Annotated in this window: 26 protein-coding genes; 16 read left to right on the top strand and 10 right to left on the bottom strand. The window is 65.7% G+C overall.

Annotation, left to right across the window (positions count from 1 at the left end; translation table 11 throughout):
- Window positions 1-76: 76 nt before the first annotated feature.
- Entirely contained in the window at window positions 77-718 is a 642-nt protein-coding gene (locus Q0L25_RS00455) for a DUF1109 domain-containing protein (RefSeq protein WP_296610945.1), read from the bottom strand.
- Window positions 715-1,254, bottom strand: coding sequence for a sigma-70 family RNA polymerase sigma factor (locus Q0L25_RS00450; protein ID WP_296610944.1), 540 nt, complete (start codon window positions 1,252-1,254; stop codon window positions 715-717). The genes Q0L25_RS00455 and Q0L25_RS00450 overlap by 4 nt, the downstream gene beginning before the upstream one ends.
- A gap of 215 nt (window positions 1,255-1,469) precedes the next feature.
- On the opposite strand from Q0L25_RS00450, the gene Q0L25_RS00445 reads away from it, so the two are divergent.
- From Q0L25_RS00445 to Q0L25_RS00380, 14 genes are all read left to right on the top strand, one after another.
- Window positions 1,470-1,748, top strand: coding sequence for a DUF2282 domain-containing protein (locus tag Q0L25_RS00445; protein ID WP_296610942.1), 279 nt, complete (start codon window positions 1,470-1,472; stop codon window positions 1,746-1,748).
- Window positions 1,749-1,807: 59 nt separating this feature from the next.
- A complete protein-coding gene (locus tag Q0L25_RS00440; RefSeq protein ID WP_296610941.1) occupies window positions 1,808-2,266 on the top strand; it encodes a DoxX family protein in 459 nt (152 codons plus the stop codon).
- 174 nt (window positions 2,267-2,440) lie between these two features.
- Window positions 2,441-3,757: a chloride channel protein gene (locus Q0L25_RS00435; protein ID WP_296610939.1), complete on the top strand. Its 1,317-nt coding sequence runs from the start codon at window positions 2,441-2,443 to the stop codon at window positions 3,755-3,757.
- 92 nt (window positions 3,758-3,849) lie between these two features.
- The gene (locus Q0L25_RS00430) at window positions 3,850-4,425 is read left to right on the top strand and encodes a NifU family protein (RefSeq protein WP_296610937.1); all 576 of its coding nucleotides are present in this window, start codon (window positions 3,850-3,852) and stop codon (window positions 4,423-4,425) included.
- A 46-nt stretch (window positions 4,426-4,471) separates the two neighbouring features.
- The gene (locus Q0L25_RS00425) at window positions 4,472-5,062 is read left to right on the top strand and encodes a malonic semialdehyde reductase (RefSeq protein WP_296610936.1); all 591 of its coding nucleotides are present in this window, start codon (window positions 4,472-4,474) and stop codon (window positions 5,060-5,062) included.
- Between the two features lie 26 nt (window positions 5,063-5,088).
- The gene (tsaB, locus tag Q0L25_RS00420) at window positions 5,089-5,709 is read left to right on the top strand and encodes a tRNA (adenosine(37)-N6)-threonylcarbamoyltransferase complex dimerization subunit type 1 TsaB (protein ID WP_296610935.1); all 621 of its coding nucleotides are present in this window, start codon (window positions 5,089-5,091) and stop codon (window positions 5,707-5,709) included.
- Window positions 5,706-6,176 carry a ribosomal protein S18-alanine N-acetyltransferase gene (gene rimI / locus Q0L25_RS00415; RefSeq protein ID WP_296610933.1) on the top strand — a complete coding sequence of 157 codons (471 nt, stop codon included), beginning with the start codon at window positions 5,706-5,708 and terminating at the stop codon, window positions 6,174-6,176. The genes tsaB and rimI overlap by 4 nt, the downstream gene beginning before the upstream one ends.
- 108 nt (window positions 6,177-6,284) lie before the next feature.
- Complete coding sequence (locus Q0L25_RS00410; protein ID WP_296610931.1) at window positions 6,285-6,701, top strand: MucR family transcriptional regulator; 417 nt, start codon at window positions 6,285-6,287, stop codon at window positions 6,699-6,701.
- Window positions 6,702-6,975: 274 nt separating this feature from the next.
- On the top strand, window positions 6,976-7,398 hold the full coding sequence (locus Q0L25_RS00405) for a Fur family transcriptional regulator (RefSeq protein WP_066591236.1): 423 nt from the start codon (window positions 6,976-6,978) through the stop codon (window positions 7,396-7,398).
- A complete protein-coding gene (locus Q0L25_RS00400) occupies window positions 7,370-8,251 on the top strand; it encodes a 1-acyl-sn-glycerol-3-phosphate acyltransferase (protein WP_296610928.1) in 882 nt (293 codons plus the stop codon). Before Q0L25_RS00405 ends, Q0L25_RS00400 begins: the two co-directional genes overlap by 29 nt.
- A 10-nt stretch (window positions 8,252-8,261) precedes the next feature.
- Window positions 8,262-9,575, top strand: a complete 1,314-nt coding sequence (miaB, locus tag Q0L25_RS00395; RefSeq protein WP_296610927.1) for a tRNA (N6-isopentenyl adenosine(37)-C2)-methylthiotransferase MiaB — start codon at window positions 8,262-8,264, stop codon at window positions 9,573-9,575.
- A gap of 320 nt (window positions 9,576-9,895) precedes the next feature.
- A complete protein-coding gene (locus Q0L25_RS00390; protein ID WP_066591232.1) occupies window positions 9,896-10,894 on the top strand; it encodes a PhoH family protein in 999 nt (332 codons plus the stop codon).
- Between the two features lie 183 nt (window positions 10,895-11,077).
- Window positions 11,078-11,587 carry an rRNA maturation RNase YbeY gene (gene ybeY, locus Q0L25_RS00385; RefSeq protein WP_296610923.1) on the top strand — a complete coding sequence of 170 codons (510 nt, stop codon included), beginning with the start codon at window positions 11,078-11,080 and terminating at the stop codon, window positions 11,585-11,587.
- Window positions 11,588-11,596: 9 nt separating this feature from the next.
- Window positions 11,597-12,487 (top strand): hemolysin family protein, encoded by an 891-nt coding sequence (locus tag Q0L25_RS00380; protein WP_296610921.1) that lies wholly within the window; start codon window positions 11,597-11,599, stop codon window positions 12,485-12,487.
- A 230-nt stretch (window positions 12,488-12,717) separates the two neighbouring features.
- Here the strand turns inward: Q0L25_RS00380 and Q0L25_RS00375 are convergent, their stop codons facing one another.
- Both Q0L25_RS00375 and argS read right to left on the bottom strand, forming a co-directional pair.
- Window positions 12,718-13,473 (bottom strand): SPOR domain-containing protein, encoded by a 756-nt coding sequence (locus tag Q0L25_RS00375; protein ID WP_296610919.1) that lies wholly within the window; start codon window positions 13,471-13,473, stop codon window positions 12,718-12,720.
- The gene (gene argS / locus Q0L25_RS00370) at window positions 13,473-15,200 is read right to left on the bottom strand and encodes an arginine--tRNA ligase (RefSeq protein WP_296610917.1); all 1,728 of its coding nucleotides are present in this window, start codon (window positions 15,198-15,200) and stop codon (window positions 13,473-13,475) included. Before argS ends, Q0L25_RS00375 begins: the two co-directional genes overlap by 1 nt.
- Window positions 15,201-15,333: 133 nt before the next feature.
- On the opposite strand from argS, the gene Q0L25_RS00365 reads away from it, so the two are divergent.
- Complete coding sequence (locus Q0L25_RS00365) at window positions 15,334-16,143, top strand: class I SAM-dependent methyltransferase (RefSeq protein WP_296610915.1); 810 nt, start codon at window positions 15,334-15,336, stop codon at window positions 16,141-16,143.
- A gap of 16 nt (window positions 16,144-16,159) precedes the next feature.
- On the opposite strand, the gene Q0L25_RS00360 is transcribed toward Q0L25_RS00365, so the two are convergent.
- Window positions 16,160-17,074 carry an alpha/beta hydrolase gene (locus Q0L25_RS00360; protein WP_296610914.1) on the bottom strand — a complete coding sequence of 305 codons (915 nt, stop codon included), beginning with the start codon at window positions 17,072-17,074 and terminating at the stop codon, window positions 16,160-16,162.
- Between the two features lie 108 nt (window positions 17,075-17,182).
- Between Q0L25_RS00360 and Q0L25_RS00355 the strand changes: the two genes are divergently transcribed.
- Window positions 17,183-18,148 (top strand): LysR family transcriptional regulator, encoded by a 966-nt coding sequence (locus tag Q0L25_RS00355; RefSeq protein WP_296610912.1) that lies wholly within the window; start codon window positions 17,183-17,185, stop codon window positions 18,146-18,148.
- On the opposite strand, the gene Q0L25_RS00350 is transcribed toward Q0L25_RS00355, so the two are convergent.
- The 5 genes from Q0L25_RS00350 to ftsZ form a co-directional block, all read right to left on the bottom strand.
- Window positions 18,126-19,277 carry a DUF1501 domain-containing protein gene (locus Q0L25_RS00350; protein WP_296610911.1) on the bottom strand — a complete coding sequence of 384 codons (1,152 nt, stop codon included), beginning with the start codon at window positions 19,275-19,277 and terminating at the stop codon, window positions 18,126-18,128. The genes Q0L25_RS00355 and Q0L25_RS00350 overlap by 23 nt on opposite strands.
- A 1-nt stretch (window position 19,278) precedes the next feature.
- Complete coding sequence (locus Q0L25_RS00345; protein WP_296610909.1) at window positions 19,279-20,841, bottom strand: DUF1800 domain-containing protein; 1,563 nt, start codon at window positions 20,839-20,841, stop codon at window positions 19,279-19,281.
- Between the two features lie 106 nt (window positions 20,842-20,947).
- Complete coding sequence (locus Q0L25_RS00340; RefSeq protein WP_296610907.1) at window positions 20,948-22,117, bottom strand: deoxyguanosinetriphosphate triphosphohydrolase; 1,170 nt, start codon at window positions 22,115-22,117, stop codon at window positions 20,948-20,950.
- 140 nt (window positions 22,118-22,257) lie between these two features.
- The gene (locus Q0L25_RS00335) at window positions 22,258-24,525 is read right to left on the bottom strand and encodes an SPOR domain-containing protein (protein WP_296610906.1); all 2,268 of its coding nucleotides are present in this window, start codon (window positions 24,523-24,525) and stop codon (window positions 22,258-22,260) included.
- Between the two features lie 227 nt (window positions 24,526-24,752).
- Window positions 24,753-26,231 carry a cell division protein FtsZ gene (ftsZ, locus tag Q0L25_RS00330; RefSeq protein ID WP_296610904.1) on the bottom strand — a complete coding sequence of 493 codons (1,479 nt, stop codon included), beginning with the start codon at window positions 26,229-26,231 and terminating at the stop codon, window positions 24,753-24,755.
- Window positions 26,232-26,291: the final 60 nt, after the last annotated feature.

Here is a 26,291-nt window from a genome sequence, read left to right as displayed (position 1 = left end):
TCTCCCGAAAAGGATTGTGCCTGATTGGCTCTTCCAGTTCGCGCTCCCAACTGCCGCGGTTACAGGCGTCGGTAATTTACCAGCGCAACAGGCGCGGCCCCAACAAGGCGCCAGCCGATGCGGCCAACAGGATTCCGAGCGAATACCAGGTCAGCACGAAGATCGCGGACACTTCCGGGCAATGGATGCAATAGACCGTCGCCGCGAACGCGCCGGCGGCCAGGCCCGCCGCAGCACCGGCAGCACGAAGGCGCGTCGGCGCGAGGCGGCGGAACGACCAAAGCAAGCCGACGAAGATCGGCGCGGCCAGCGTCAGCACCCGCCACGGACAGACCATCCAGCTTTCGCCCAGCCACATCGCCAGCCATTCGCCCTGCGGCGTGCGCAGGAGTTCTAGAGCTCCTAGCCCCGCCAGCAACGCCACCGGAATTGCCAACAGCCACAGCCACCGCAGCCGCGCGCTGTCGGGACGCGCGAGTTGCGCGGTCACCGCCACCGCGGCGATCGACAGCGAGATCGTGTAACCCCATTTCATCCAGAACGAGAAACCGTGCATCGCGACCGACAGGTCGGGACGTACGCCCATGACCGCGACGACAATCGTCAGCGAGACGATCAGGCCGCCGGCCAGGCCGAGACCGAGCCGCCATCCGACGGTGTGGCGCCGCACGCGGGGGACATCGGCCGACAATTGCGCGATCAGGTCGTCGGTGTTCATCGGCCACCTCCCTGAATGCGCGTCATCAGCGATTTGAGGCCGCGATGGACCGACACTTTCACGTCGGATTCGCCTAGGCCATCGGCTGCAGCGGCTTCGGCGATGCTGAGCCCGTCGATCCGGGTGGCGCGGATCATCCGCGCTTGCTTGACCGGAAGCGTGCCGAGCAGCTCGTCGACATCGAGCCGCGCGATGGACGCGCCCTCGAACGCTTCGGCGACCAGCAATTCTTCCATGCCCTCGATGGGCTGCAGCCGGCGGACGCGCCTGAAATGGTCGATCATCTTGTATCGCGCGATGGCGAACAGCCAGGAGGTAAAGGCGCGGTCACGATCGTAGGTGGCGCGGCGCGTGTGCACGGCGATCAGCGTTTCCTGCACCAAGTCCTCGATATCGTCGGCGGAGCCATTGGCATGGCGCCGGTAATAGCTACGGAGCAACGGCACGAGCAGGCGCAGCAACGATGTGTGCGCGCCGGCATTGCCGTCGAGCCCATCGATCATCAACCCGCGCAACTCGTCCTCGTTTGCCCGCATCTGCACTCCTCGGCAGGAGTTCGGCATAGCCGGGGCCGAGGTTACACGGCGGCGGCAAAATTCTCGCCGGCATTTTTGTAACCCCCGCTCCGCTCTTTCCGAACCAGCCTCGTGACCTGGGCTTTACCTGCCTCCTTCCCCGGTCATCGCGCGGCCCGGAATTCCCCCCTCCGGGCCGCGCGCCCCTGGGCACCTCCATTCAAAGGAAAATCCTCATGCGTTCCACTCACGCCACTCTGGCCGCCACGCTGGCCCTCGCCGTCGCTGGCACCGCTCTCGCCACCTCCGCCTCGGCCCAGACCAAGCCCGCGATGGAGAAATGCTATGGCGTGTCGCTCGCCGGCAAGAACGACTGCAAGGCCGGTGCCGGCACCAGCTGCGCGGGTACGTCCAAGGTCAATTATCAGGGTGACGCCTGGAAGCTGGTCAAGGCGGGCACCTGCACCTCGATCAAGACTCCCAAGGGCAACGGCTCGCTGACGCCCAAGGCGTGATCCGATGCCGGCCGGGATGCGCAATCCGCGTCCCGGCCGGTCCGGCCAGGAGAAAACAGATGAGTTCGCTGATCGCCTCGTACGATCGTTTGGGCAATCGCGCGTCCCGCCTGATGCCCGATGCAGTGTTGCTGCTCGTCGCGCGCCTCGGCATCGCAGCGGTGTTCTTCATGTCCGGGCGGACGAAGGTCGACGGCATCATCCACATCACCGACGGTACGTACGAGCTGTTCCGCACCGAATATGCGCTGCCGCTGATCCCACCCGACGTCGCCGCGGTCGCGGCAACCTGGTCGGAACACGTCTTTTCGATCCTGCTCGTGCTCGGGCTGTTCACGCGGTTTTCGGCGCTGGCGTTGTTCATCATGACGCTGACGATCGAGATTTTCGTCTATCCCGATGCCTGGCCGACGCATCTCAGCTGGGCGGCGATCCTGCTGCCGCTGATCTTCCGCGGCGGCGGCGGCTGGTCGCTGGACGCGCCGGTACGGAGTCTCCTTCTTCCGGCGCGCCCATGAGCGACCATCGCATCCGATCCAGACAAATGCTGGCGCTGACCGGACGGATGCGATCCCGCACGTAGCGTGTGCGGCAACGGCTCACCAACTCGGCGCCCGGGTCGGCGACAAGCCGCGCTGTTGCTTCGCTTTTCTGAGTGCAATGGCATCGGCCCGGTCCTAAGCGGACTCCACATGGACGATTCCCCACCCTCTATGTCGCAACGCGATGCGCTGCGCCGGACGCGCATTCTGCTTCGCCGCCATGGCCCGACCGCGGCCGTGTGGCGTCGGCGCGCGGCGATTATCGGCGGCGCCATATTGGTCGGATTGGCGGCGATCGCCTTCGCCCGTGCAGCCGATCGCGCCAGCGGCATGTTCGATGCGATGGTCGCGCAATATTGGTGGCTTCCGCTGATTCTGACGCCGGTGAGCTACGTCCTGATCGTCTGGATCACCAACCGCTACGCCCCGACGGCGCGCGGGTCGGGTATTCCTCAGATCATCGCTGCCAAGCGCGACCCGGTCGGTGCGACTGCCGACCTCGCCTCGGCACGGACTGCCATCCTGAAGACGGTGCTGACCGCCGCCGCGCTTGCCGCCGGCGGCTCGGTCGGGCGTGAGGGACCCACGGTGCAACTCGGCGCGACGATCATGGCCTATGCCCACAAGCTGCTGCGCGTGCCGATCAACGCGTCGGTCCTGGTCGCCGGGGCCGGGGCCGGCGTCGCCGCCGCCTTCAATACCCCGCTTGCCGGCGTCGCTTTCGCGATCGAGGAACTCGCCGCGGCGTACGAACAACGGATGACCCTGCTGGTCATGACCGCCGTGTTGATTGCGGGGATGATAGCTCAGGGTGTGGCGGGCGATTACGTCTATTTCGGCATCGTCGGGCAAACCCTGCCGCTCGGGACGGTGCTGGTCGTGGCACCGATCGCCGGTGTCCTTGGGGGCACGACCGGCGGACTGTTCTCGCGATTGACCTTATGGTTCGCGCGCGGCGGCGCGCGGCGCATTTCGGGCGGGCGGCCGCTGATGCTCGCCGCCGTCTGCGGGCTCATCGTAGCAGTGCTGGGCATTGCCACGGGCACCACCTGGGGAACCGGCTACGCGCCTGCGCGCGCGATGATCCAGGGCACCGATACGCCGATCTGGTTCGGCGCGGCGAAGTTCGTCAGCACGCTGGTAACGACCGGCGCGGGATTACCCGGCGGCATCTTTTCGCCCAGCCTCGCGACCGGAGCGGGCGTCGGCAATGTCCTTCATGCGCTTTTTCCCCGCGAACCGGCGGGCGCGGTCATCCTGCTCGGCATGGTTGCCTATTTCACCGGCGTCGTCCGTGCGCCGCTGACGGCGGTGATCATCATCTCGGAAACCACGGGAAGCCGTGGATTGATGCTGCCGCTCCTCGCGGCCGCGATCATCGCCGAGGGGGCCGCAGCCCTGGTCTGCCGCGAGCGGCTCTATCACGGGCTTGCCTTGGGGTTCCTGCCGAAAGAGAGCGAGAAATAGCGCCGGAGAAACAATTCGGTCTTGGCGGAAAGCAACAATGCGTTTCCGCCCGGACGCTTGATCCCGAGCAAGTTCCGTCCCACATCGCCATCATGCTGATCGAAACCGAAGCCACGCCCAACCCGGCGACACTCAAGTTCCTGCCCGGACGGACCGTGATGGAGGCCGGCACCCGGGACTTCGCGACGCCGGAAGAGGCGGATGCATCGCCGCTCGCTGAAGCGCTGTTCAATCTCGGCGACGTCACCGGCGTGTTCTTCGGGCGCGATTTCGTATCGGTTACCGCTGCCCCCGGGATCGACTGGCCGGGCCTCAAGCCCGACGTGCTGGCGATCCTGCTCGATCATTTCTCGGCCGGCATGCCGCTGTTCAAGCCGGCGACCGCCGCCGGGATCAGCGTTCCGTCCGATGATGAAGGCCTCGCCGACGATCCCGCCGATGCCGACATCGTGGCCCAGATCCGCGAACTTATCGACACGCGCGTCCGCCCGGCAGTGGCGAATGATGGTGGCGACATCGTCTATCGCGGGTTCGACAAGGGCAAGGTCTATCTGCGTATGCAAGGCGCCTGTTCCGGCTGTCCGTCGTCGACCGCGACGCTGAAGAACGGAATCGAACAATTGCTCAAATATTATGTTCCGGAAGTGACCGAGGTTCGCGCGGTCTGACCCGCGCCGACCGAGGCTTGCGACCCCATCACTCAGGAGAATGGCCATGGGCGAAAAGCTCACGGACAGCGCGCTCGATACGATCTTCCGCACGGCGCGCACCTATAACGGCTATACCGACGCGCCCGTCACTCAAGACGATATCAAGGCGATCTACGAGCTGGTTAAGATGGGCCCGACCTCGGCCAATCAGCAGCCGGCGCGGTTCGTCTGGCTGCTGAGCCAGGATGCCAAGGACAAGCTTGCCGGGTTCGCCAGTGCGAACAACGCCGACAAGATCCGCAAGGCGCCGGCCAGCGTGATCATCGCGTACGACAAGGAATTCCACGAGCATCTGCCGGAATTCTTCCCGCACGTCGATGCGCGGCCGTGGTTTGCCGAACCGGTCGCGCGCGAGCGCCACGCTTTCCTCAACTCGACGCTGCAGGCCGCCTATTTCATCATCGCGGCGCGCGCTTTGGGGTTCGACACCGGCCCGATGACCGGGTTCGACAATGCGGCGGTCGATGCCGCTTTCTTCGCCGACCAGCCCAATTACCGCTCGACCATTCTCTCGACGCTCGGCCATGGCGACCCGGCGAGCATCTTCGGCCGCTTGCCGAGACCTGCATTCGAGAAGTTCAACACTGTTCTCTGACCGCAAAATTGCGCTAGCGGGCTGACATGGCTCGCACGCTCGTCATCGAAACCGCCACTGCCGCCTGTTCGGTCGCCCTGATCGAGCAAGCGACGGTGGTGGCATCGGCGCACGAAGTGGTCGGGCGTGGCCATGCCGAGCGCCTGCTACCGATGATCGCAAGCTTGCCCGATGGCGGCCGCGCCGACGCCATCCTGGTCGATTGTGGTCCTGGCAGCTTTACCGGCATCCGCGTCGGCATCGCCGCCGCGCGCGGCCTCGGTCTTGGCTGGGGCGTGCCGGTCCGCGGCTTCTCTTCGCTGCCGTTGGTCGCCGCGGCCGCCTTTGCTGCCGATGCCAGGCTCGACCGACTTGCGGTGGTGCTGGAAGGCGGGCATGGCGAGGTCTTCATGCAGCCCTTCGCCCGAGACCCGCTCGTCGCCACGGCCGATTTTGCCTCTCTTCCTCCTACGGAAGCGATGGCGCGGCTGGACGCGACCGCGGTCGGTAACGGCGTACGGTTCCTGTCGCAGGGAGGACGCGAACGGCTGCCTGACGCGGCCGATGTCGTCCTGCTTCCCGCCGCCCTGATCGACCTGCCGCCGCGGCCAATTTATGGCCGCGCGCCCGACGCCAAGCCGATGACGGCCGAGAAAGCCGGCGCATGAGCACCGCCGCGATCGACCTGCGCGAAGGCGACGTCCGCGATCTGGACCGGATCGACCGGATCATGACCGACGCTTTCGATCCGCGCTGGGGCGAAGCCTGGACGCGCAATCAGGTGATCGGAATATTGGCCGTTCCCGGCGTATGGCTGACGATCGCCGAGATTCACGGTCGCGCGGTTGGATTCGCACTGACTCGTGGGGTGCTGGACGAGGCCGAGTTGCTGTTGCTCGCCGTCGCGCCGGAAGCGCGCCGCCGCGGTGTCGGCGCGGCATTGCTTCGTGCGGTGATGGCCGATTGCGCCACGCGCAAGATTTCGCGCATCCATCTTGAAGTCCGCGCCGGCAACGACGCGATCAAATTGTACAGCAGTTCTGGCTTTTCCAAGATTGGTGAACGCCGCGACTATTATCGCGGAGTCGATGGCAGGACTTATTCGGCGCTAACGCTTCACCGCAAGATTGCGTGAATAATCTCATTTGCTTGGGGTTAGTCCTTGCGCTTCTACCCAAAATGGACCAAAGCCCCGCGCGTTGGGGGATCGCAAAATCTTACGTTCAGGGTCGAAGGAATCACGATGGACAACACCAACGATATGCAGGAAACTTTGGTCACGTTGACTGCCGATATTGCCGCGGAATATCTCGGTAACAACAACGTCGCCGTTTCGGATATCGAACTGGTTATTCAGAACATTTATCGCGGGTTGTCGCGCCTTACTCCGCAGGCCCCGGCGCCAGAACCGAAGCAAGAGCCGGCGGTTTCGGTCCGCGCGTCGATCAAGCCCGACTATATCGTCTGCCTTGAGGACGGTAAGAAGCTCAAGATGCTCAAGCGTCACCTGATGACGCATTATCAGATGACCCCGGAACAGTATCGCGCGAAGTGGAACCTGGCCGCCGACTATCCGATGGTCGCGCCGAACTATGCCGAACAGCGTCGTACCTTGGCGAAGAAGATCGGCCTGGGCACGAAGCGCCGCAAGAGCCGGTAAGCGATTGGGCCGGGATCGCCCGCAGGGCGAACTGACCATGCGAGTCATGGTCGACCCGATAGCGCCGGCAAAGCCGGAAGACACAGGAAAGGCCAGGAGAAATCCTGGCCTTTTCTTTTATAGCCGGTTGGCGCCGCACCTCGCTATCGCTCAAGAGCTAGGCGACGGATCATATCCCGCATGATCCGAACACGGCGTCGATATGTCGAACTCGCTGCTAATTGCGAATGACTCTCTACTTTCGCAACAAGGATGTTGCGCCTATATCGCCCGGATGGCGCGCAGCATCGACCTCGAAGCCCTTTGTCACGAAAAAGGATTGCGCATCACCGATCAGCGGCGCGTGATCGCACGCGTGTTGAGCGAGGCGGAGGATCATCCCGACGTCGAGAAGGTCTATGCCCGCGCATCGGCGATCGATCCCGGCATCTCGATCGCGACCGTCTATCGCACCGTGCGCCTGTTCGAGGAAGCGGGTATCCTCGACCGCCACGATTTCGGCGACGGCCGTGCGCGCTACGAGCCCTCGCCTGAGGCTCATCATGACCATCTGATCGATGTCGAGACTGGCCGGGTCATTGAATTCGTCGATCCCGAGCTCGAACAGCTCCAGAAACAGATCGCGGAGAAGCTCGGCTTCCGCCTGGTCGATCACCGGATGGAGCTGTATGGAGTCAGCCTCTCCCGCAAGGATTGAGGCTCGCCTTCAGGCAGCCAGGGGAAATCCTCAGCCGATCCCGTTGACTGGCCGACTTCGCATCTGGCGCCGCGCCGCGGGCATGGTCGCCGGGCTCATCCTGTTCGTCCCGCTCCATTATTGCTGGCGTTTGCTCCACTTGAGCTCGCCCTGGCCGCGACTGTTCCTCGCCTGGGCCGGCTATTGTTCGGGCGCGCGCGTCGAACGGATCGGCACGCCGCTCAAACGCGATGTCTTCTACATCTCCAACCATTGCAGCTGGATCGACATTCTGGCGATCGCTGGCGCTAGCGGTACCGCGTTCGTGGCCAAGGCGGAATTGCGCAAGGCGCCGGTAGTGGGTTGGCTCTCGACCCTCAACCGCACCGTCTTTGTCTCTCGCGAAGACAGGCTGGGCGTCGCCGAACAGATCAACCGGCTGCGCGAGGCGCTGGCCGAAAACTGGTCGGTCACGGTCTTCCCCGAGGGTACCACGACCGACGGACGCTCGCTGCTGCCGTTCAAGTCGCCGCTACTGAAAGTGCTCGAGCCGCCGCCCGCCGGCGTTCTCGTCCAGCCGGTCTTGCTGGATTATGGCGAGGTCGGGCCGGATATCGGCTGGATCGGCGACGAGCATGGCAAGGACAATGCGCTGCGCGTGCTCGCGCGCCCGGGGACCTTCCGATTGCGCATCACTTTCCTCGATCCGTTCGATCCGCGCGAATTCCCCGGCCGCAAGGCGATCGCGGCGGAAAGCATGCGCCGCATCCGCGACGCGCTGGCCGCGACTTTGGGCCATGATGTCTCGACGTTCATCGGGCACGATGTCTGGGCGGGACGAACCCCTCCCCGTCCCGGAGAGGACCTGCTATAGGCGCCGCCCCATGACGAAGCCTACCAATCCCAAGACCTTTCACGTCAAGTCGTTCGGTTGCCAGATGAACGTCTATGACGGCGAGCGCATGGCCGAGCTGATGGCGGCGCAAGGCCTGTCCGCGACCGACGATGTCAATGTGGCTGACCTGGTCGTCCTCAACACGTGCCACATCCGCGAAAAGGCGACCGAAAAGGTCTATTCGGACATCGGACGCCTGAGGAAGCACGGCAACGACCCGATGATCGCCGTCGCTGGCTGCGTCGCCCAGGCCGAAGGGGTCGAGATCGCGCATCGCGCCAAGGTCGATATCGTCGTTGGCCCCCAAGCCTATCACAACCTGCCCGACCTGGTGGCCAAGGCGTCGCGCGGTGAGCTCGGGCTCGACACCGACATGCCGGTCCTGTCGAAGTTCGGCGCGCTTCCGGCGCGGCGAAAGGTCGGCCCGACCGCTTTCCTGACGGTGCAGGAAGGCTGCGACAAATTCTGCACCTATTGCGTCGTGCCCTATACGCGCGGCGCCGAAATCAGCCGAACCTGGGACGCGCTGGTCGACGAAGCCAAGGCGCTGGTCGATGCCGGCGCCAAGGAAATCACGCTGCTCGGCCAGAACGTCAACGCCTGGAACGATGGTGACCGTGATCTCGGCGCGTTGATCCGCGAGCTCGACCGCATTCCCGGCCTGGCGCGGATCCGCTATACGACCAGCCACCCCAACGACATGACCGATGGCCTGATCGACGCGCATCGCGACGTCGAGAAATTGATGCCTTTCCTCCATCTGCCGGTCCAGGCTGGAAACGACCGCATCCTCAAGGCGATGAACCGCAGCCACAGCCGCGATTCCTATCTGCGTATCCTCGATCGCGTCCGCGCCGCCCGCCCCGATATCGCCTTGTCGGGCGACTTCATCGTCGGCTTTCCCCGCGAGACCGAGGCCGAGTTCGCGGATACGCTCAGCCTGATCGACGCGGTCGGCTATGCCCAGGCGTTCAGCTTCAAGTACAGCCCACGCCCGGGCACCCCGGCGGCCGACATGCATGGCCAGGTCGCGCCCGAAGTGATGGACGATCGCCTGCAGCGACTGCAGGCCGCGCTCAACCGCGACCAGGCGGCGTTCAATGCGGCGACGGTCGGCCGGTCTTGCCAGGTGCTGATCGAGCGCAAGGGCAAGCTGCCCGGCCAAATGCTCGGCAAATCGCCGTGGCTGCAGTCGATCCATCTGATCACCGATGCAAAGGTTGGCGATCTGGTCGACGTCGAGATCGTCAGCGCCGGCCCAAATTCATTGGCCGGCGTCGAGCGCGTGCGCGCTGCCACTTGAGTCAAGTCGTCACCCCGGGCTCGTCCCGGGGTCCAACGCGCCCCAGGCGATGTTGCCCGCGGCGCCTTGGATGCAGGAACGAGTCGGGCATGACGAGATAGTATGATGTTGCCCCGATCGCACACTTGGCGCCGACGCGACCTTCGGCATCGATTCCCGCTGTCATCCCCGCCGCCGATCTGCCATCGTCCGCCGTGGATGCGCGACGCCCTTCCCGCCCTGACGCCTGACGGAACATCTTTCCGCATGGCCTCGTTCGGCGGTGTCATGAAACCCGGCTACTCGCCGCTCCACCAATCCCTAATTCCCGAAAGGACCGCATGAGCCGCAAGCCTGTCCCCGCCCAATCCGGTGAACGCAGCCGGGTCGAGCTGACCTTCGACAAGCCACAGCTGCTCGCGCAACTTTTCGGGCAATATGACCAGAATCTCGTCGCGCTCGAACACCGGCTGGGCATCTACATCACCGCGCGCGGCAACCGCGTCGGGCTTGAGGGGTCGGCCGAGCAGGTCGCGATGGGCCGCGACGTGCTCTACGACCTCTACAAACGGCTGCAGCGCGGCGAGGATATCGATACCGGATTGGTCGACGCATCGATTGCGATGGCGTCCGAACCCGTGCTCGACGGCATCATTTCGGCGGAAGCCAGCCCGGCGCCGCCGATCATGATCCGGACGCGCAAGAAGACGATCGTCCCGCGCACCCCGGCGCAGGCGCATTACATGCGCGAACTGACCAATAACGACATGATCTTCGCGCTGGGACCGGCGGGCACCGGCAAGACTTATCTGGCCGTGGCGCAGGCGGTGTCGCAGCTGATCACCGGCAGCGTCCAGCGTTTGATCCTATCGCGCCCCGCGGTAGAGGCGGGCGAGAAGCTCGGCTTCCTGCCCGGCGACATGAAGGAGAAGGTCGATCCCTATCTCCGCCCCTTATACGACGCGCTCAACGACTGCCTGCCCGCCGAACAAGTCGAGCGGCGGATCAGCTCGGGTGAGATCGAGATTGCGCCGATCGCCTTCATGCGCGGACGGACGCTCGCGGACGCCTTCATCATCCTCGACGAGGCGCAGAACACCACGCCGGCGCAGATGAAGATGTTTCTGACCCGCTTCGGCGAGCGCAGCCGCATGGTGGTCTGCGGCGATCCCAACCAGGTCGACTTGCCCGGCGGCGTCGAGGCGTCGGGCCTTCGCGACGCCGTCACTCGGCTGGAAGGGATCGAGGGGATCGCGATGAGCCGCTTCACCGCCGCCGACGTCGTGCGGCATCCGATCGTCGGGCGGATCGTCGAGGCCTACGAGGGACCGCACGGATGAGGAGGCTGGACACTATTAAGCCCCTCCCCTTCAGGCGTTTGAGGTCGATTGTGCCACCGGCACAACCTGAACAGTCCGGGGGACTGTTCACCTCAAACGGGGTTGGGGGTGGGGAAGCGCCGCAGGCACTTCGCTTGTGGAGAGCCCCCACCCCAACCCCTCCCCTGAAGGGGAGGGGCTAGCATGCTTGAAATCGCCCTCACCCGCGAAGACCCCTGGCCCGAACACGACTGGGATGCCCTCGCCGACCGCGCTGCCCGCGCGGCGATCGACCGCACGCCGCACGGCGAGTTGCTGACGATCCCGGCCGCGGTGGAGATTTCGCTCCGCCTTACCTCGGACGACGAGGTTCACACGCTCAACCATCAATACCGCCACAAGGACAAGCCGACCAACGTTCTCAGCTTTCCGATGGTCCAGGCCGATCTGCTCGAAACGGTGACGCAGAACTCAGATGACGGCGAGGTGCTGCTCGGCGACATCGTCCTCGCGCATGGCGTGTGCGCAGCGGAAGCGGCGGAGCGCGGGATCGCGATCGAAACGCACGCGACTCATTTGATCGTGCACGGCGTGCTGCATCTGCTAGGTTATGACCATATGGTCGACCGCGAGGCCGAGGCGATGGAGGCGATCGAGACCGATGCGCTCGCCTCGCTCGGCATCGACGACCCCTATCTGATCGAAGAGGACTGACCGACTACAATGCCCGAGGGCCCCAGTACCGACGCCGGCGACAGTATCTGGCGCAAGCTGAAGTCGCTGTTCGGAGAACACGAACCGACGCTGCGCGATCAGCTCGAAGACGTGATCGAACGTCACGAGGATGATCCGGCTCCCGATGCCGCCGGCGACCTGTCGCCGCTTGAGCGCCAGATGGTCCGCAACCTGCTCCATTTCGGCGAGCGCGACGCGGGGGATGTCGGCGTGCCGCGCGCGGACATCATCGCGGTCGAGGAAAAGACCAGCTTCGCCGATCTCGTGAAGCTGTTCGCCGAGGCGGGACATAGCCGTCTGCCGGTCTATCGCGGCAGCCTGGACGAGGTGATCGGGATGATCCACGTCAAGGACGTGTTCGCGATCCTGGCAACCGGCGCTGCGCATCCCGAGGATATCGCCGGGCTGATCCGCCAGCCGCTCTATGTCCCGATGTCGCGCGGCGCATTGGACCTGCTCGCCGACATGCGATCGAAGCGCGTCCACCTGGCGATCGTGCTCGACGAATATTCGGGTACCGAAGGCCTGGTCACGATCGAGGATCTGATCGAGGAGATCGTCGGCGATATCGAGGACGAGCATGACGAAGCGCCCGAGGCTTTGCTCGTGCCGCTGGACGGCGGGGCCTGGGATGCCGATGCCCGCGTCGAACTCGAGGACGTCGCCGAGACGATCGATCCGCGGCTCGCCGAGCATGACGAGGACGTCGACACGCTGGGTGGGCTCGCGGCGGTCATCGCCGGGCGTGTGCCGATCAAAGGCGAATGCCTGGAGACGCCGTCGGGCTGGACGCTTGAAGTGCTCGAAGCGGATTCGCGCCGCATTGAGCGGTTACGCCTTCATCCCCCGAAGCCGGTGCGCGAGGGCGCTGAGGCCTAGGTTGCGAACCAAATAAGCCGTCGTCCTTAGAAAGCGATCTATCCATAACTCGTCATCCCGGCGAAGGCTGGGATCTCAAGCCGCATCGCGTCACCGCCAGAAACCCCAGCTTTCGCTGGGGTGACACGAGGAAGGGCCGAATGCGACCGAGACGGCAGGGTTGGCGAAGTTAAAAAAAGGCCGGGATTAGCCCCGGCCTTCCGGGCTCGTTCAAGCCGCGCACTGCACCGTCAATTCGTGACGATGCACGCCTCGCCCGCGACCTTCAGCTTGCCGCACAATTCCTGCGCGGCGCCCGCGCTGCCGGCATTGACCTTGAGCCGGTAGAAGGTGCGGCCGTTGACTTCCGCCTTCTCCACCGACTTGCCGAGATTGGCGATGTAATTGAATCGCTTCGACTCACGCGCCCATGCACTATTGGCGGCGGCTTCGCTGGGGAAGGCGCCGAGTTGGACCAGCGCGCCGCCGCCACCGCCATTGACGACCGCGATCGGCTTGCCCGGCGGCGGCGCCACCAGCTTGCCGCGAGATCCTGTCACGGGAGCGGTCGCGACCGGGCTGCCCGGCCCTGTCTTGGTGTTCGACGCCGCCCGGGTGCCGGCGACCGGAGCCTCGGGCAGCTTGGTCACCGCGATCTGGCTGTTACCGCCGCCATTGCCGCCGCTCGTGGCGACCGAGGCATCGCCTTCACCCTCGACCTTGAGGCCGCCGGGGTCGTCCGGCTTGACCTTGTAATCACCTTCCTGCGCGGCGATCAGATCGCCATTGCCGGGCGCCGGCGCGCGGTGCTTCCACCAATAGACACCGCCGAGCACCGCTCCGAGAGCGACCAGCCCGAGCAGGACGAGACCGACGAGACGACCAAGCGGAGGCCCCTCCTCCTCATCATCAGCCGCAGTCTCGAGCCAGGGCAGTCGATCCTCGTCGCGTGCCGCGGGCTCGGGCACAGGATCCGACGCCAGATATTCGTCCTCTTCGCCCGCCATCACTTCATCTCCTGGACGGCCTCGACCCCCATGATGGAGAGACCATTACGGATAATCTGCCCGATCGCGTCGCCGAGGAAAAGCCGCGCGCAGGTGAGCTCGGGACGGTCCGGAATCAGGTAGCGGCGGTCGGGACGGTCGTTTCCGACATTCCATTGCGCATGAAACTCAGCCGCCAAGTCATAGAGATAAAAGGCGATCCTGTGGGGCTCCCGCGCCGCTGCGGCGGTTTCGACGACGCGCGGGAACTGCGCCGCGAGCTTCACCAGCCGCAGGTCCTCCGTATCAAGCTGGGACAGGTCGATGTCCTTGCACACGATCCCGGCCTCCGCCGCCCGCCGCTTGAGCGATGCGACTCGCGCATGGGCATATTGGACGTAGAACACCGGATTGTCCTTCGACGCCTCGACCACCTTGGCGAAATCGAAGTCCATCTGCGCATCGGCCTTGCGCGTCAGCATGGTGAAACGGACGACGTCCTTGCCGACTTCGCGCACGACATCAGCAAGCGTCACGAAGTTACCGGCCCGCTTGGACATCTTGACCGGCTCGCCGCCGCGCAACAGCCGCACCATCTGGACGAGCTTGACGTCGAACCGCGTCTTGCCGCCGGTCAGCGCCTGCACCGCGGCGACGATCCGCTTGACGGTGCCGGCATGGTCGGCACCCCAGATGTCGATCAGCGCATCGGCGGTCTGTGCCTTCTGCCAATGATAAGCCAAGTCAGCGCCGAAATAGGTCCAGCTGCCGTCCGACTTCTTGATCGGCCGGTCCTGGTCGTCGCCGAATTGCGACGAGCGGAACAGCGGCAACTCGACCGGCTCCCAATCCTCGGGCGTCTCGCCCTTGGGCGCCTCGAGCACGCCGTCATAGACCAGGCCGCGCGCGCGCAATTCCTTCTCGGCCGCTTCCGGCTTCTTTGCCGCCTGCAGCTCGGCCTCGGACGAGAACAGGTCGTGATGGATGCCAAGCAGCGCCAGATCGTCCTTGATCAGCACCAGCATCTGCGCGACCGCGACCTTGCGGAACAGCGCGAGCCACTCGCTTTCGGGCGCTGACGCGAACTTGTCGCCGAACTCGGTCGCCAGCGCCTGGCCGACCGGGATCAGATAGTCGCCGGGATAGAGCCCCTCCGGGATCCCGCCGATATCCTCGCCCAACGCCTCGCGATAGCGCAGGTGCGCCGAGCGGGCGAGCACGTCGACCTGACCGCCGGCATCGTTGACATAATATTCGCGGATGACCTTGTAGCCGCCCCATTCGAGCAAGGCGGCGAGCGCATCGCCGACCACTGCGCCACGGCAATGTCCCATGTGCATTGGGCCGGTCGGGTTGGCCGAGACATATTCGACATTGACCGTCTGGCCATGTCCCTTGGTCGAGCGGCCGTAATCGGCCCCGCCATCGATGATCGCGGCAAGCTCGTTGCGCCAGGTGTCGTCGGTCAGCGTCATATTGATGAAGCCCGGCCCCGCCACCGCGACGCTCGCCACTTCGTCGAGCTTGCCGAGCTCGGCCGCGATCTTGTCGGCCAACACACGCGGATTGGTGCCGGCGGGCTTGGCCAGCACCATCGCGGCGTTGGTCGCCAAGTCGCCATGGCTGGCGTCACGCGGCGGCTCGACCGTCACCGCGCCTCGCGCCAGCCCGCTCGGCAGATCGCCATGTGCGGTCAGGGCATCGAGCGCCGCATCGATATGCGCGGCAAAGCGGGTATAGAGGGTCATTCCGGGGTCCAACGATAAGGAGAAGGCGCGCCCTTAGACCAAGCGCGCGCGACACTCAAATTTGTGATGCCAGCCATCGCATTCAATACGAACCGCATTGACGATGTTACGTTGTATCATTATCCGACGCGACATGACCGCTCCTCCCCTAGCTATCAACGACCCGGCGCACTGGGATTCGCTCGCAGAGCGCTATGCGGACGAGGCCGATCGCCTGACCAGCCTCTATTGCGAAGCGGCATGGCAGGATGCCGACCTGCCTCAGGGCGCTCGCGTGCTGGACGTCGCAACGGGAGCGGGTGCGTTGCTGGCGATCGCTGTGAAGGGCGGCGCCGATGCGATCGGCATCGATTTTTCGCCCGCCATGGTTCGCCTGGCACAGGAACGGGCCGCTACTATCCGTCCCGGAAATCACGCCATGGTGATGGATGGCCAAAAGCTCGATTTTGCCGATGCGAGCTTCCATGCCGCTTTCTCGATGTTCGGGGTATTCATGTTTCCGGACCCGATCGCGGGTTTCGCGGAGATCGCCCGCGTGCTGCGGCCGGGCGGGCTGGCGGTGATCGCGGTGTGGGAGAATGCCGGCGGTGCCGGTCCGGCGATATTGTTTCAGGAGGCGGCGCGGCGCCTGTTTCCCGACCGCCCCATCCCGACGCCGATGGCGCGGCTGTTCAATTCGCCGGCGTTGCTTGACCAGGCGTTCCGCGAGGTCGGTCTCGAACCGCAAGCGGTCCACGCGGTCGAACACCCTTGGCCGGCGCAACCAGTCGAATGGTTTCGCGACAATGCCAAGCTCGCCTTCGGTTGGTCGCCTTTGTGGCGCGATCTCGACGAGCAACAGCGCACCGCATTTTCGGAGGAAGCCGCCGCGCTGGCGATGAAGCTGCCGCCCGAAGGAATCCGGTCGACCGCGTTCGTCGGCATGGCGCGCAAGCCCGCTTGATCGTCCCGGATCGAGCTTACTTCCCCGCGTCCAGGAACTGACGGACCAGCTTTACGGTCGCGTCTGGCTGCTCCTCCATCAGCCAATGGCCGGAATTGGCGACGACAGCACCTGTGACGTTGGTTGCCGTGGCGCGCATCACCGTCGCCATGGTCGTGCCGAACGACTTGTCGCCGCCGACCGCCAGGATCGGCATGGTCAGCTTGCCCTCGGCGAGGAACGCCTTGTCGTCGATCGCGTCCTGATCGAACGCCGCGAATTGCGAGAAGCCCGAGTGCATCGCGCCGGGCAGCGCATAGAGTTTCGCATAATGCTCGCGCGACTGCTCGCTGAACTTGGCCGGCGTGGCGGAGAATTCGTTCCAGAAACGATCGAGATAAATGCGTTCGCGTCCGGCGACCAACCGCTCCATGTCAGGTCCGCCGAAACGGAAGTGCCAAAGCAGCGGGTTCTTCAATATCTCTTCCCACGGTCCGATGCCCGGGATCGGCGCGTCCATCAGCACGAACTTCTTCACGCGATCACGATGTTCGGCGGTGAAGGCATAGCCGACCATATTGCCGATATCGTGCGTAACGAGGTCGACCTTGTCGATCTTCAAGGCATCGAGAATGCCGGCAATATCCTGGCCCTGGGTCTTCTTGTCGTAGCCGCCGGCCGGGTGGGCCGAAAGGCCCATTCCGCGCAGGTCGGGGACGATGACGGTATGATCACGCATCAGGTCGGCGGCCAGCGGCGCCCACATGTCGCCGGTCTCGCCGTAACCGTGCAGCAGCACCACGGCGGGCCCCTTGCCGCCGACGCGGACGTGCAGCGTCGTGCCGTTGGTTGGGATGTCGCGTTCGACGAACGAAGCCGGAAAAGGCTGGACTTGTGCCGCCGCCGGCGCCGCGGCGAGCAGGCTTAATGCGATAAGGGCTGAGCGAAGCATGGCGATATCCCCGTTGCGCGTCGTGACGCTATCGACAGGAAGGTGCGCGCGATGCATCGTCCGGACTAGCCGGCCAATGCCGAATTCGGTTTTCGGAAGGATCGAACGATGATCAAGATGGACGGCATCGCAGCGTTCGTCGCCACCGCCGAATCCGGATCGATCAGCGAGGCTGCCCGACAATTGGGACATGCCAAGTCGGTGGTCAGCGAGCGGCTGACCGAACTCGAGCGAACATTGGGCGTCCGGCTGGTCCAACGCACCACGCGCAAACTGTCGCTGACCGAGGACGGCGACAGCTTTCTGCCCCGCGCCCAGCGGATCCTGTTCGAAGCGCGGGAAGCGCAGTCGGAAATCGCCGAGCGGCGCGACACGCTGGCCGGCACGCTGAAATTGTCGGCCCCCGTCAGCTTTGGCGTGCTGCATTTGGGACCGGCTTTATACGGCTTTCTCGCCGAGCATCCTGGCCTGGAACTCACGCTCGACCTCGACGACCGCTTCGTCGATGCTGCGGCCGACGGGTTCGATGCGGTGATTCGCCATGGCCCGGTGGCGGACAGCCGGCTGGTCGCCAAGCGATTGGCGACGACGCGGAGGATCCTGGTCGCGTCGCCCGATTATCTCGCGCGCAACGGGACGCCGCATTCGCTGGCCTGCCTCAACGCGCATAAGGGCATCGTCTATACCAATCGCGAAGCGGATTGGCGGTTCGATGGGCCGGAAGGCTGGACCGTGATCAGGCCGTGCAGCGTGATGCGCGTCAACAATGGCCTGATCATGCGCGACGCGGCATTGGCCGGGCTGGGTATCACCCTGCTCCCCGACTTCTTCGTCCATGCCGAACTGGCCGACGGATCGCTCGTCCATGTCGATGTCGGTGCCGCGGCCGAAGGCGCCGAACTCTACATCTGCTATCCGCTGGCCCGCACGCCATCCGCCAAGATCATAGCGATGACCGACAGCCTGCGCCGCGCCTTCGGCAACCCGCCTTATTGGGACCGTTCGGCCCGGGCTGAATCCCGCCCGGCGGCCGCCCTGGTCGCGGAGGAAATCACGCCAACGATAGCCCGCTGACCGGCGCCGCACCTTTCGTGTCCGGGAACAAGGTCGCCATCACCCTGCCCGGCTCGACCTGATAATGCCCGGCGACCGCGCCGGCGACGAACTGGTCGAGGCCGAGCGTCGGCTTCAGGTCGCGGCCCTCGAACAGAGCAGCCTGTCCCAGCCCCGGCCAGTCGGCGACCACGCGTCCACCTTTGACCGCGCCGCCGACCAGCATCGTCGCCGAGCCGGTGCCGTGATCGGTGCCGCCGGTACCGTTGACCGCGACGGTGCGGCCGAATTCGGTCGCGACCAGGATCATCGTGTCGTTCCATGCCGGCCCCATGCCGGCCTTCAGGCTCGCGAACATGGCGTCGAGCCCTTTGAGCTGCGCCGCCAGCCGGCCGCGCTGGCCGGCATGGGTGTCCCAGCCCCCGGTCTCGATCATGGCGATCCGCGCGCCGTTGGTGGGCGCCAGCAACCGCGCCGCGAGCTGGCCGGTCGCCGCCGCGTTCTTGACGCTGACATCGGCGAGGTCGCCGGTCAGCTGGCGTGTGTCCATCGCTTCGCTCCACAACCCATGGAGCTGGCTATCGCCCTGATAGAGCGCGGCGACACGCATCAGCAGGTCGTCGGATGCCTGGGGCAGCGCGGACGGCGCGTAGCTGGTCACCTCATGCGCCCCACGCATCGCGAGCGGGATCGTCGCGGAGATCGCGATCGCCTTGGCTTCGCCCGACGGGATGACGCCGAGCATGCGGTTCATCCAGCCGTCCTTGACCTGGTACGCACCGGTCCCGCCGCTTTCGAGCACGTTCTGGCCATCGAAATGCGAGCGATCGCGATAGGGCGAGGCCACGGCGTGGGCGAACAGCGCTTCCTTTGCGTCGTACATGCCGGCGAGCGAGGTCATCGCCGGATGCAGCGCGAACATCGAATCGAGCTTCTTGCCGGTCGCGAAATCTTCGGCAAGCTGACCGCGAGCACCGGCAAAGGCCGGATCGCCGACCGCGCCGATCGTGCCGAGCCCGTCCGCCGCGCCGCGCTGGATGATGAAGACGAAGCGGCGGTCGGTCTCCGCCTTGGCGAAGGCCATGCGCGGCGCCAGCGCAAGCGCGGCGGCGCCCGCAGAACCGATCAGGAAGGAGCGGCGATCGTACATATTACCTCCGCAGCATTTCGGGAGAGACGAGCAGCAAGGCGAGCGCCTGGCCCGGACTTTCGGCACGGGCCAAGGCCTGTCCTGTAGCGGGTGACAGCGCCCCGGGGAACAGCTTGGGCGCGATCGCGCGCGCATCGATCTGCGCCGCGGCGCGGGTGGCGAATCGCTCCGACGCCTCGACCCGGCGAACCAGGGCATCGGGCCCTGCCCAGCTCGCGGCGATATCGTCATAGCCGGCAGGCGATCCCGGCTTCCAGGCCGGCTGGCCGAGCTGGTTGAGCAGGCCGACCGCGGCAAGCGGCTGGACCTGCGTCATGCCGAGCGCGCGATAGGCCGACACCGTCCATTCCCAGGGCGACTTGAACTTGACCGGTTGCGGCACCCAGCATTCGGGGCTGTCGACCAGTACATGGTACAGGCTGGGCAGGTCGCCGCCGGTTTTGAGGAAGCTCGCCTGGAGCCGCTGGACGAGCACAGGCGGTGGCGTGTCGCCAGCAAAGTGGCGCGCCAGCTTTGTCGCGATGTGCAGCGCCGTCGCCGGACTGGTCGCCAGCGTATCGAGTACGGCTTGCGCCTGCTTCTCGCCGTCCTGCCCATATTTGCGTCCGATGATGGTGCGCTCGCCGGGTTCGTGCAGGCGCTCGGAAAACACGAAGTCGCCCGGCGTGCCGTCGGTACCGGCCATCCTCGCGCCCGGCCCGCGGCCGATCCCCGCCACCGTCCAGCCGGTCAGCGCGCGTGCGAATTCGGTGACATCGGCCTGGGTATAGCCGCTGCGCACGCCCAGCGTGTGCAACTCCATGATCTCACGCGCGAGATTCTCGTTGAGGCCAAGCTTTCGGCCGTTCGGGCGGGGGCGCCGTGCGGCGAACCGGCCCGCCATGGAATTGGGGCCGACCGACACCGCCTGGTCGAGATAGAGCAGCATCGCCGGATGGCGCTCGACGGCATTGAGCATGTCGCCGAACGTGCGGGTCAGATTCGGCCTGATCGCCTCGAACTCGAGCAGGCCCGACAGGCCGATCACCTGGAGCTTGTCTGCGGACACCGCGAAATGATTGGCCCAGAAATGCGTCAGGCGATCGGCGAACGGCGCGTTGCTGGTGATCGCCGCGGCGACGCGCGCGCCTACGGCAACCGCATAATCGTCGCGCACCTGTTTTCCGACATAGCGCCGCGCTTCCTTGAGCGGGTCGTCCGCCTCGGGCTTGGCGCCGGGCTCGGGCGTGCCGGGCGGGATGACTGACGCGCCGGGACGCATCGCCATGTCCATTGGCGCGTCCGGTTGTGCCATGCCGGACGTCCCCGGTGGCATCGGCGCCGCGGCGCGTTGCTGGCGGCGGCCTAGGCCCATCTGCCGCAATTGACGCTGCTGCTCGTAGAAATCGGCGAGTTCGCCCGCTACCTCGGCACGCGGCGGGACCGACGCTAGCGCCGGGGGCTTCGGATCGAACGCCTCGATCTGGCGCTTCAGCCAGGCCTTGGGATTGTCGGGAATGCTCTCATCGGGCCGGGCACCCAGCCCGAAGCGATTGAGCGCAATGCTGGCATCGGTCGCCGCCATCGACGCGTCACTCCTGTTCGCACCCGCAGTCTAACCGCCGGGTGTCGCACAACTATCCTGAGCATAACGCGTCAGTTGAATATTCCCTTCGCGTTGATGGGTTTGCCTAAAACCCATCAGGCAAATCGATCGGCCCGACCACTTCCCGATAGCGCGCGATTGCGTAGCGATCGGTCATGCCGGCGATGAAATCGGCGATGTGGCGGCTGAGCCAGGGTTCGTCGGCCGGTAGCCGCGCCGCCCAATCGCTCGGCATCAGCGAGGGGTCGGCATGATAGGCCGCGAACAGTCCGGCGACGACGTGCCGCGCCGCTTCCGCCGCCGCCAATTGGCGGGGATGGTGATACAGGTTAGCGTACATGAACTGCTTCAGGTCGCGCTCGTCGTCGCGCATCCGCTCGGAGAATTGGATCAGCGCCCTGCCCGCATCGCGCGCATCATCCGCCGACGTCACCCGCGCATCTGCGATCGCAACACGGCTGGTTTCGATCAGGTCCATGACCATCCCGCCGATCTGGCCGCGGATCAGCTCCCCGACCAGCCGATCCTGGGGCACATCCGCGAACCGCACGCGGCATTCGTCCCAGCGCGCGGCGATCATCGGCAGGTCGAGTAGTTGATCGAGGCTCAGCAACCCGGCCCGCAACCCGTCGTCGATGTCGTGATTGTCATAGGCGATATCGTCGGCGATCGCCGCGACTTGCGCTTCCAGGCTCGGCCAGTTTGCGAGCTCGAGCGGAAATTGCTCGTCGGCGCGGGCCAGTGCCCATTGCGGCTCGATGATCGGGCCATTGTGCTTGGCGAGTCCCTCCAGCGTCTCCCACGTCAGGTTGAGGCCGGGGAACCGCGGATAGGGACTGTCGATCTCGGTCAGCGTGCGCAGCGTATTACCGTTATGGTCGAACCCGCCGCGGTCGTTGAGCGCGGCCTGCAGCGCATCCTCGCCGGCATGGCCGAAAGGCGGGTGACCGATATCGTGCGCCAGGCACAAAGCTTCGGTGAGGTCTTCGTTGAGGCCGAGCGCGCGCGCGACGGTGCGGCCGATCTGCGCGACTTCCAGGCTATGCGTCAGGCGGACGCGGAAATGATCGCCATCGGGCGCAAGGAAGACCTGGGTCTTGTGCCGTAGACGGCGGAAGCTGATCGAATGGATGATGCGGTCCCGGTCGCGCTGAAATGCATCGCGCGGCCCCCGCGTGGTGGTTTCCGGTTCCGGATAGAGGCGCCCGCGGCTGTCTTCGGGGTGCGAAGCATAAGGTGCGGGCATCCTGGTCATCGCGCTCGCGTGTAGCGGCGGCAGTCCGGGAAATCTAACCGATACTTGCGATCAAGTCGTCGCCTCGGCGAAGACCGGGCCGCTGGCGAAGGCGCAATAGGGCCAGCGCTCCCGGCGTCCGCCGGGATGACGCAATATCGTTATTTCCCGCCGAGACGGTCGATCTTCTGCCCTTTGGCGCTGGTGAAGACGAAGCCCGACAAACCCGCCTTGGCCAGTTGATTGACGAAGGCCTGCGCCTCGTCCTCGGACTTGAACGGTCCGGTCAGGACGCGGTTGGTCGCGCGCAGCGGCGTCGACCATCCCTGGCGGTTGCGGAACAGATCGGGCGCCTTGGTCCTGAGCGCATTCCAGGCCTTTTCGAGCGCAGCCTGGTTGGCCCCGCCAGCCACCTGGACCCAGACGCGTACGGGATCGCCTTTGGTCGCTGCGTCAGCCTTGGAGCCCTTCGCGTCGGCAGTCTCGCATTTGGCCGATGTCTTGCCCTTCGCGCCGGCTCTGCCGCGGGTGGTGGCGACTTGATCGGACCGGCCTCGCGTTCCCGCTTTGCCTCTGGTTGGCGGCAACGGGCAGCCGTTCTTGTCGAGCGCGACCTCTTCGCTCTTGGCGTCGCGAGCGCCCTTCGCGTCCGCAGTCTCGCACTTGGTCGCAGCCTTCCCTCTCAGCGCCGCCTTGCCGCGCGCCGTCGCCCGCCCCTTGGCCGGCGGCGGACATCCATTGTCGTCGAGCGCGGCATTGTCCGGCTTGGCATCGCGGCCGCCCTTCGTGTTCGCGACTTCGCATTTGGCGGTCGATTTGCCCTTTGCCGTCGCTCGGCCCCTCGCCGTCGTCTTGCCCGTCGCCAGCGGAGGACACGCAACCGGATCGGCGTCGTCCTTTGCCGCCTTCGCATCCGCGAGCGGCTTGCCATTGCGGCCCTTGGCAGACTTGCCGTCACGAGCATCAGCGGTTTCTTCACCCGACGCCTTGCGGGTCGCCGATCTTGCTTCGGGCGTCCTGGCCGTAGGTTTGGGTTGCTCCACCTTCGCCTTGGGTTCAGGCGCCACTTCGACTGGTTTGGGCGCCGGAGCGGGTGGCGGCGGAGCGGCGCGCGTCGGAGGCGGCGCGACCCCGAGTTCCGAACCGGGCACGGAGATACCGGCAATGATCCTGGCGAGCACGGTATCCTCGCTGACGCGCGAGGTCGCGGTCGGCGCCGGGCTGATCCCCGCCTCGGCGGCGGTCGGACGGTCGGCCAGGCCATGATCGGCACTGGCAGCGCTGAAGCCGAGGGCCGGCGCGGGCGCTGCTGCGACCACGACCGGTGCGGGCAACGGCCCCGGAGGGGGAGCGGCATCCGTCGTCGCAGATGGCAGCGGGGCCGACGGCGTGGGACCGGGAGTCGGTTTGGGAGCTTCCGCAACCTTCACCGGCGGCGGCAACGGCGTTGGCGCTGGAGTCAGCCCGGTCGCGGGCTTGGGCGAGGCAAGCGGCGCGGCGTAGACGACGCGCGGTGACGGCTCAGCTGATGGCGGCGGCGTGGGTGTCGGTGGTGCGGGCGTCGGTGCGACGCGCGGCGGGACGTAGGACGGCGGGTTCAGCGCCACCTCGACCGGTGGCGCTGTCTTGGCCGCGGGCACCGCGGGCGCGAGGTCCTCGTCCTTCTTGCGCTTCTTGTGCTTCCTGGTGTCGTCCTGGACAATCGCACGCGGCTTGGGTTGCTCCACGACCGCGAGAACCTTTGGCGCGGTCGGGTCGGGCCCGAGCCGCGGCAGCGCAGGGATCATCCGCGCATCGGCAATGCGTTCGGGAGTCGCCCGCAACTCGCCGAAATTGACCGCGAAGGCGCGGTCGGCGGCCGATAGCATCGGCAGACGGTCGAAGAACGGGGCCAGCCCCGCGCCAAGACCCGGCGACATCATCGAATTGGCGATCTTCTGCGCACCTTCACGGTCGCCGCTCATCGCCAGGATGAACGCGCGGTCGCGCCAGGCCGCGCGATCGCTCTTGCGAAGCAGCGCGTCGAGCAGGTCGAGCGCTTCCTTCTTGCGTCCCGAAATCCCCATCGACAGCGCATAGCGCCGCGTTATCTCGTCATCGGGGCCCGCCCGCAGCGCCAGGCGGTAATCGCGCTGCGCGCGCTCCTGCTCGCCGATCAGATCGTAAGCCAGGCCGCGATCGCCGGCATATTTACGCGGGTCGAGCCCGCGTGCCTCCGCTTCTTGGAAACGGCGCAGCGCTTCGCCGGGGCGCTCAGCGCGCACTAGCAAGCTGCCGAGCCCGGCCTTTACCCGCGGATTGAGGGGATCGAGCTTTTCGGCGCGACCGAAAAATCCCGCCGCCGCGGTGTTGTCGCCCATCTTGAGCGTCAATTCGCCGGCGGTAACCAATGCTTCGATGTCGAGTGGATTGGCGGCGAGAATGCGCATGTCCGCGGCCAGCGCGTCGGCGTCTCGATTTTCATCGGCAGTCTGAGCGAAGGCCTGTCCGCCGCTTATTGCTAAAACAACTGCGGCGAGGCCGAGAGCACGGCGGAACATCATATCGGATGTCAGCCTAAACCCGACGGCGGCTGAACGGAAAATGATCTTGTGCTTCACAAGCGGCGAGACGGGGTGCAGCGACGATGAACGTCGCCTGCACCCCGCAAATCGGCTTACTGGTTGTTCTGGCGGTGCAGGAAGCGCGGGATATCGAGCGAATCCTTGCTTTCGTCCTCATCCGCTTCGGAGCGCGAGCCGCCGCGCGCGACGCTCTGCATCCGCTCGAACAAGGTCCCACCCAGTTTCACGCGCGGCGCCGGCGGCGCTTCCGCCTCGTCGCCGGTGGAAATGGCCGGAGCCGGCTCGGCGCTCTCGCCCGGCGACAGCCAACCCGGCGTTTCCTGGGCTTCAGCTTCGGCGGCCGCGGGCGCTTCATATTCGGCAGGAACGGCCGCATCGTCGACCGCGACCTCGCTGCCGAGTACCAGCTCGTCGGCGTCCGTCTCCGGAGCAGCAGTGTCCGCAGTGTCGACCGGAGTCTCGAGATCGAGCGGCTGCGCCTCGGCTTCGGGCGTCTTCGCTTCGGGCGCCGCTTCGACCGGCGCGGCCGGAATCACCGACTCCGTCCGACGGCCGAAGCTGAATGCGCGGGTAGCGGGCTCCGCCGCGGCGGCAGCCACGGCGGCGCTATCGGCCTCGATCCCCGTGGCGACGACCGACACGCGGATCTTGCCTTCCAGGTCGGGATTGAACGCGGAACCCCAGATGATGTTGGCGTCTTCGTCGACCAATTCGCGGATATGGTTGGCCGCCTCGTCGACTTCGAGCAGGCGCATGTCCTCGCCGCCGGTGATCGAGACGATCACGCCCTTGGCACCCTTCATGCTGACGCCGTCGAGCAGCGGGTTGGCGATCGCTTTCGACGCGGCCTCGATGGCGCGATTGTCGCCCTCGGCCTCGCCGGTGCCCATCATCGCCTTGCCCATTTCCTGCATCACCGAGCGGACGTCGGCGAAGTCGAGGTTGATCAGGCCAGGCATGACCATCAGGTCGGTGATGCCGCGCACGCCCTGCTGCAGCACTTCATCGGCCATTTCGAAGGCCTGTTTGAAGGTGGTGTTGGCATTGGCGACCAGGAACAGGTTCTGGTTGGGGATCACGATCAGCGTATCGACGTACTTCTGCAGTTCCTCGATACCGGCCTCGGCCGCCTTGGCGCGTCGATTGCCCTCGAACGCGAACGGCTTGGTGACCACGCCGACGGTCAGGATGCCCATGTCGCGCGCCGCCTTGGCGATGACCGGAGCAGCCCCCGTGCCGGTGCCGCCGCCCATGCCCGCGGCGATGAAGCACATGTGCGAGCCTTCCAGCGTCTTGGCGACGCTTTCGATCGCTTCTTCCGCCGCGGCACGTCCGATTTCCGGCCGCGCGCCGGCGCCGAGCCCTTGCGTGATGCGAACGCCGAGCTGGATCTTCTGCCCCGCCTGGCTCTGCTTCAATGCCTGCGCATCGGTATTCGCCACGAGGAAGTCGACGCCCTGGACGTCGTTCTTCATCATGTTGGCGATCGCGTTGCCGCCCGCCCCACCGACGCCGATCACCGCGATGCGCGGAGTCAGTTCGTCCACATCCGGAGGAAGAAATTCAACCATTACGCGTTCTCCGACATGCTCCGGCCCCCGGAACACTTATGCCCACAACTTCTTGCACCA

This window comes from Sphingomonas sp. (assembly GCF_024508665.1).
Taxonomy (GTDB): domain Bacteria; phylum Pseudomonadota; class Alphaproteobacteria; order Sphingomonadales; family Sphingomonadaceae; genus Sphingomonas.
The sequence above is the reverse complement of the archived record's forward strand: the minus strand, read 5'-3'. Positions and strand labels throughout refer to the sequence as shown.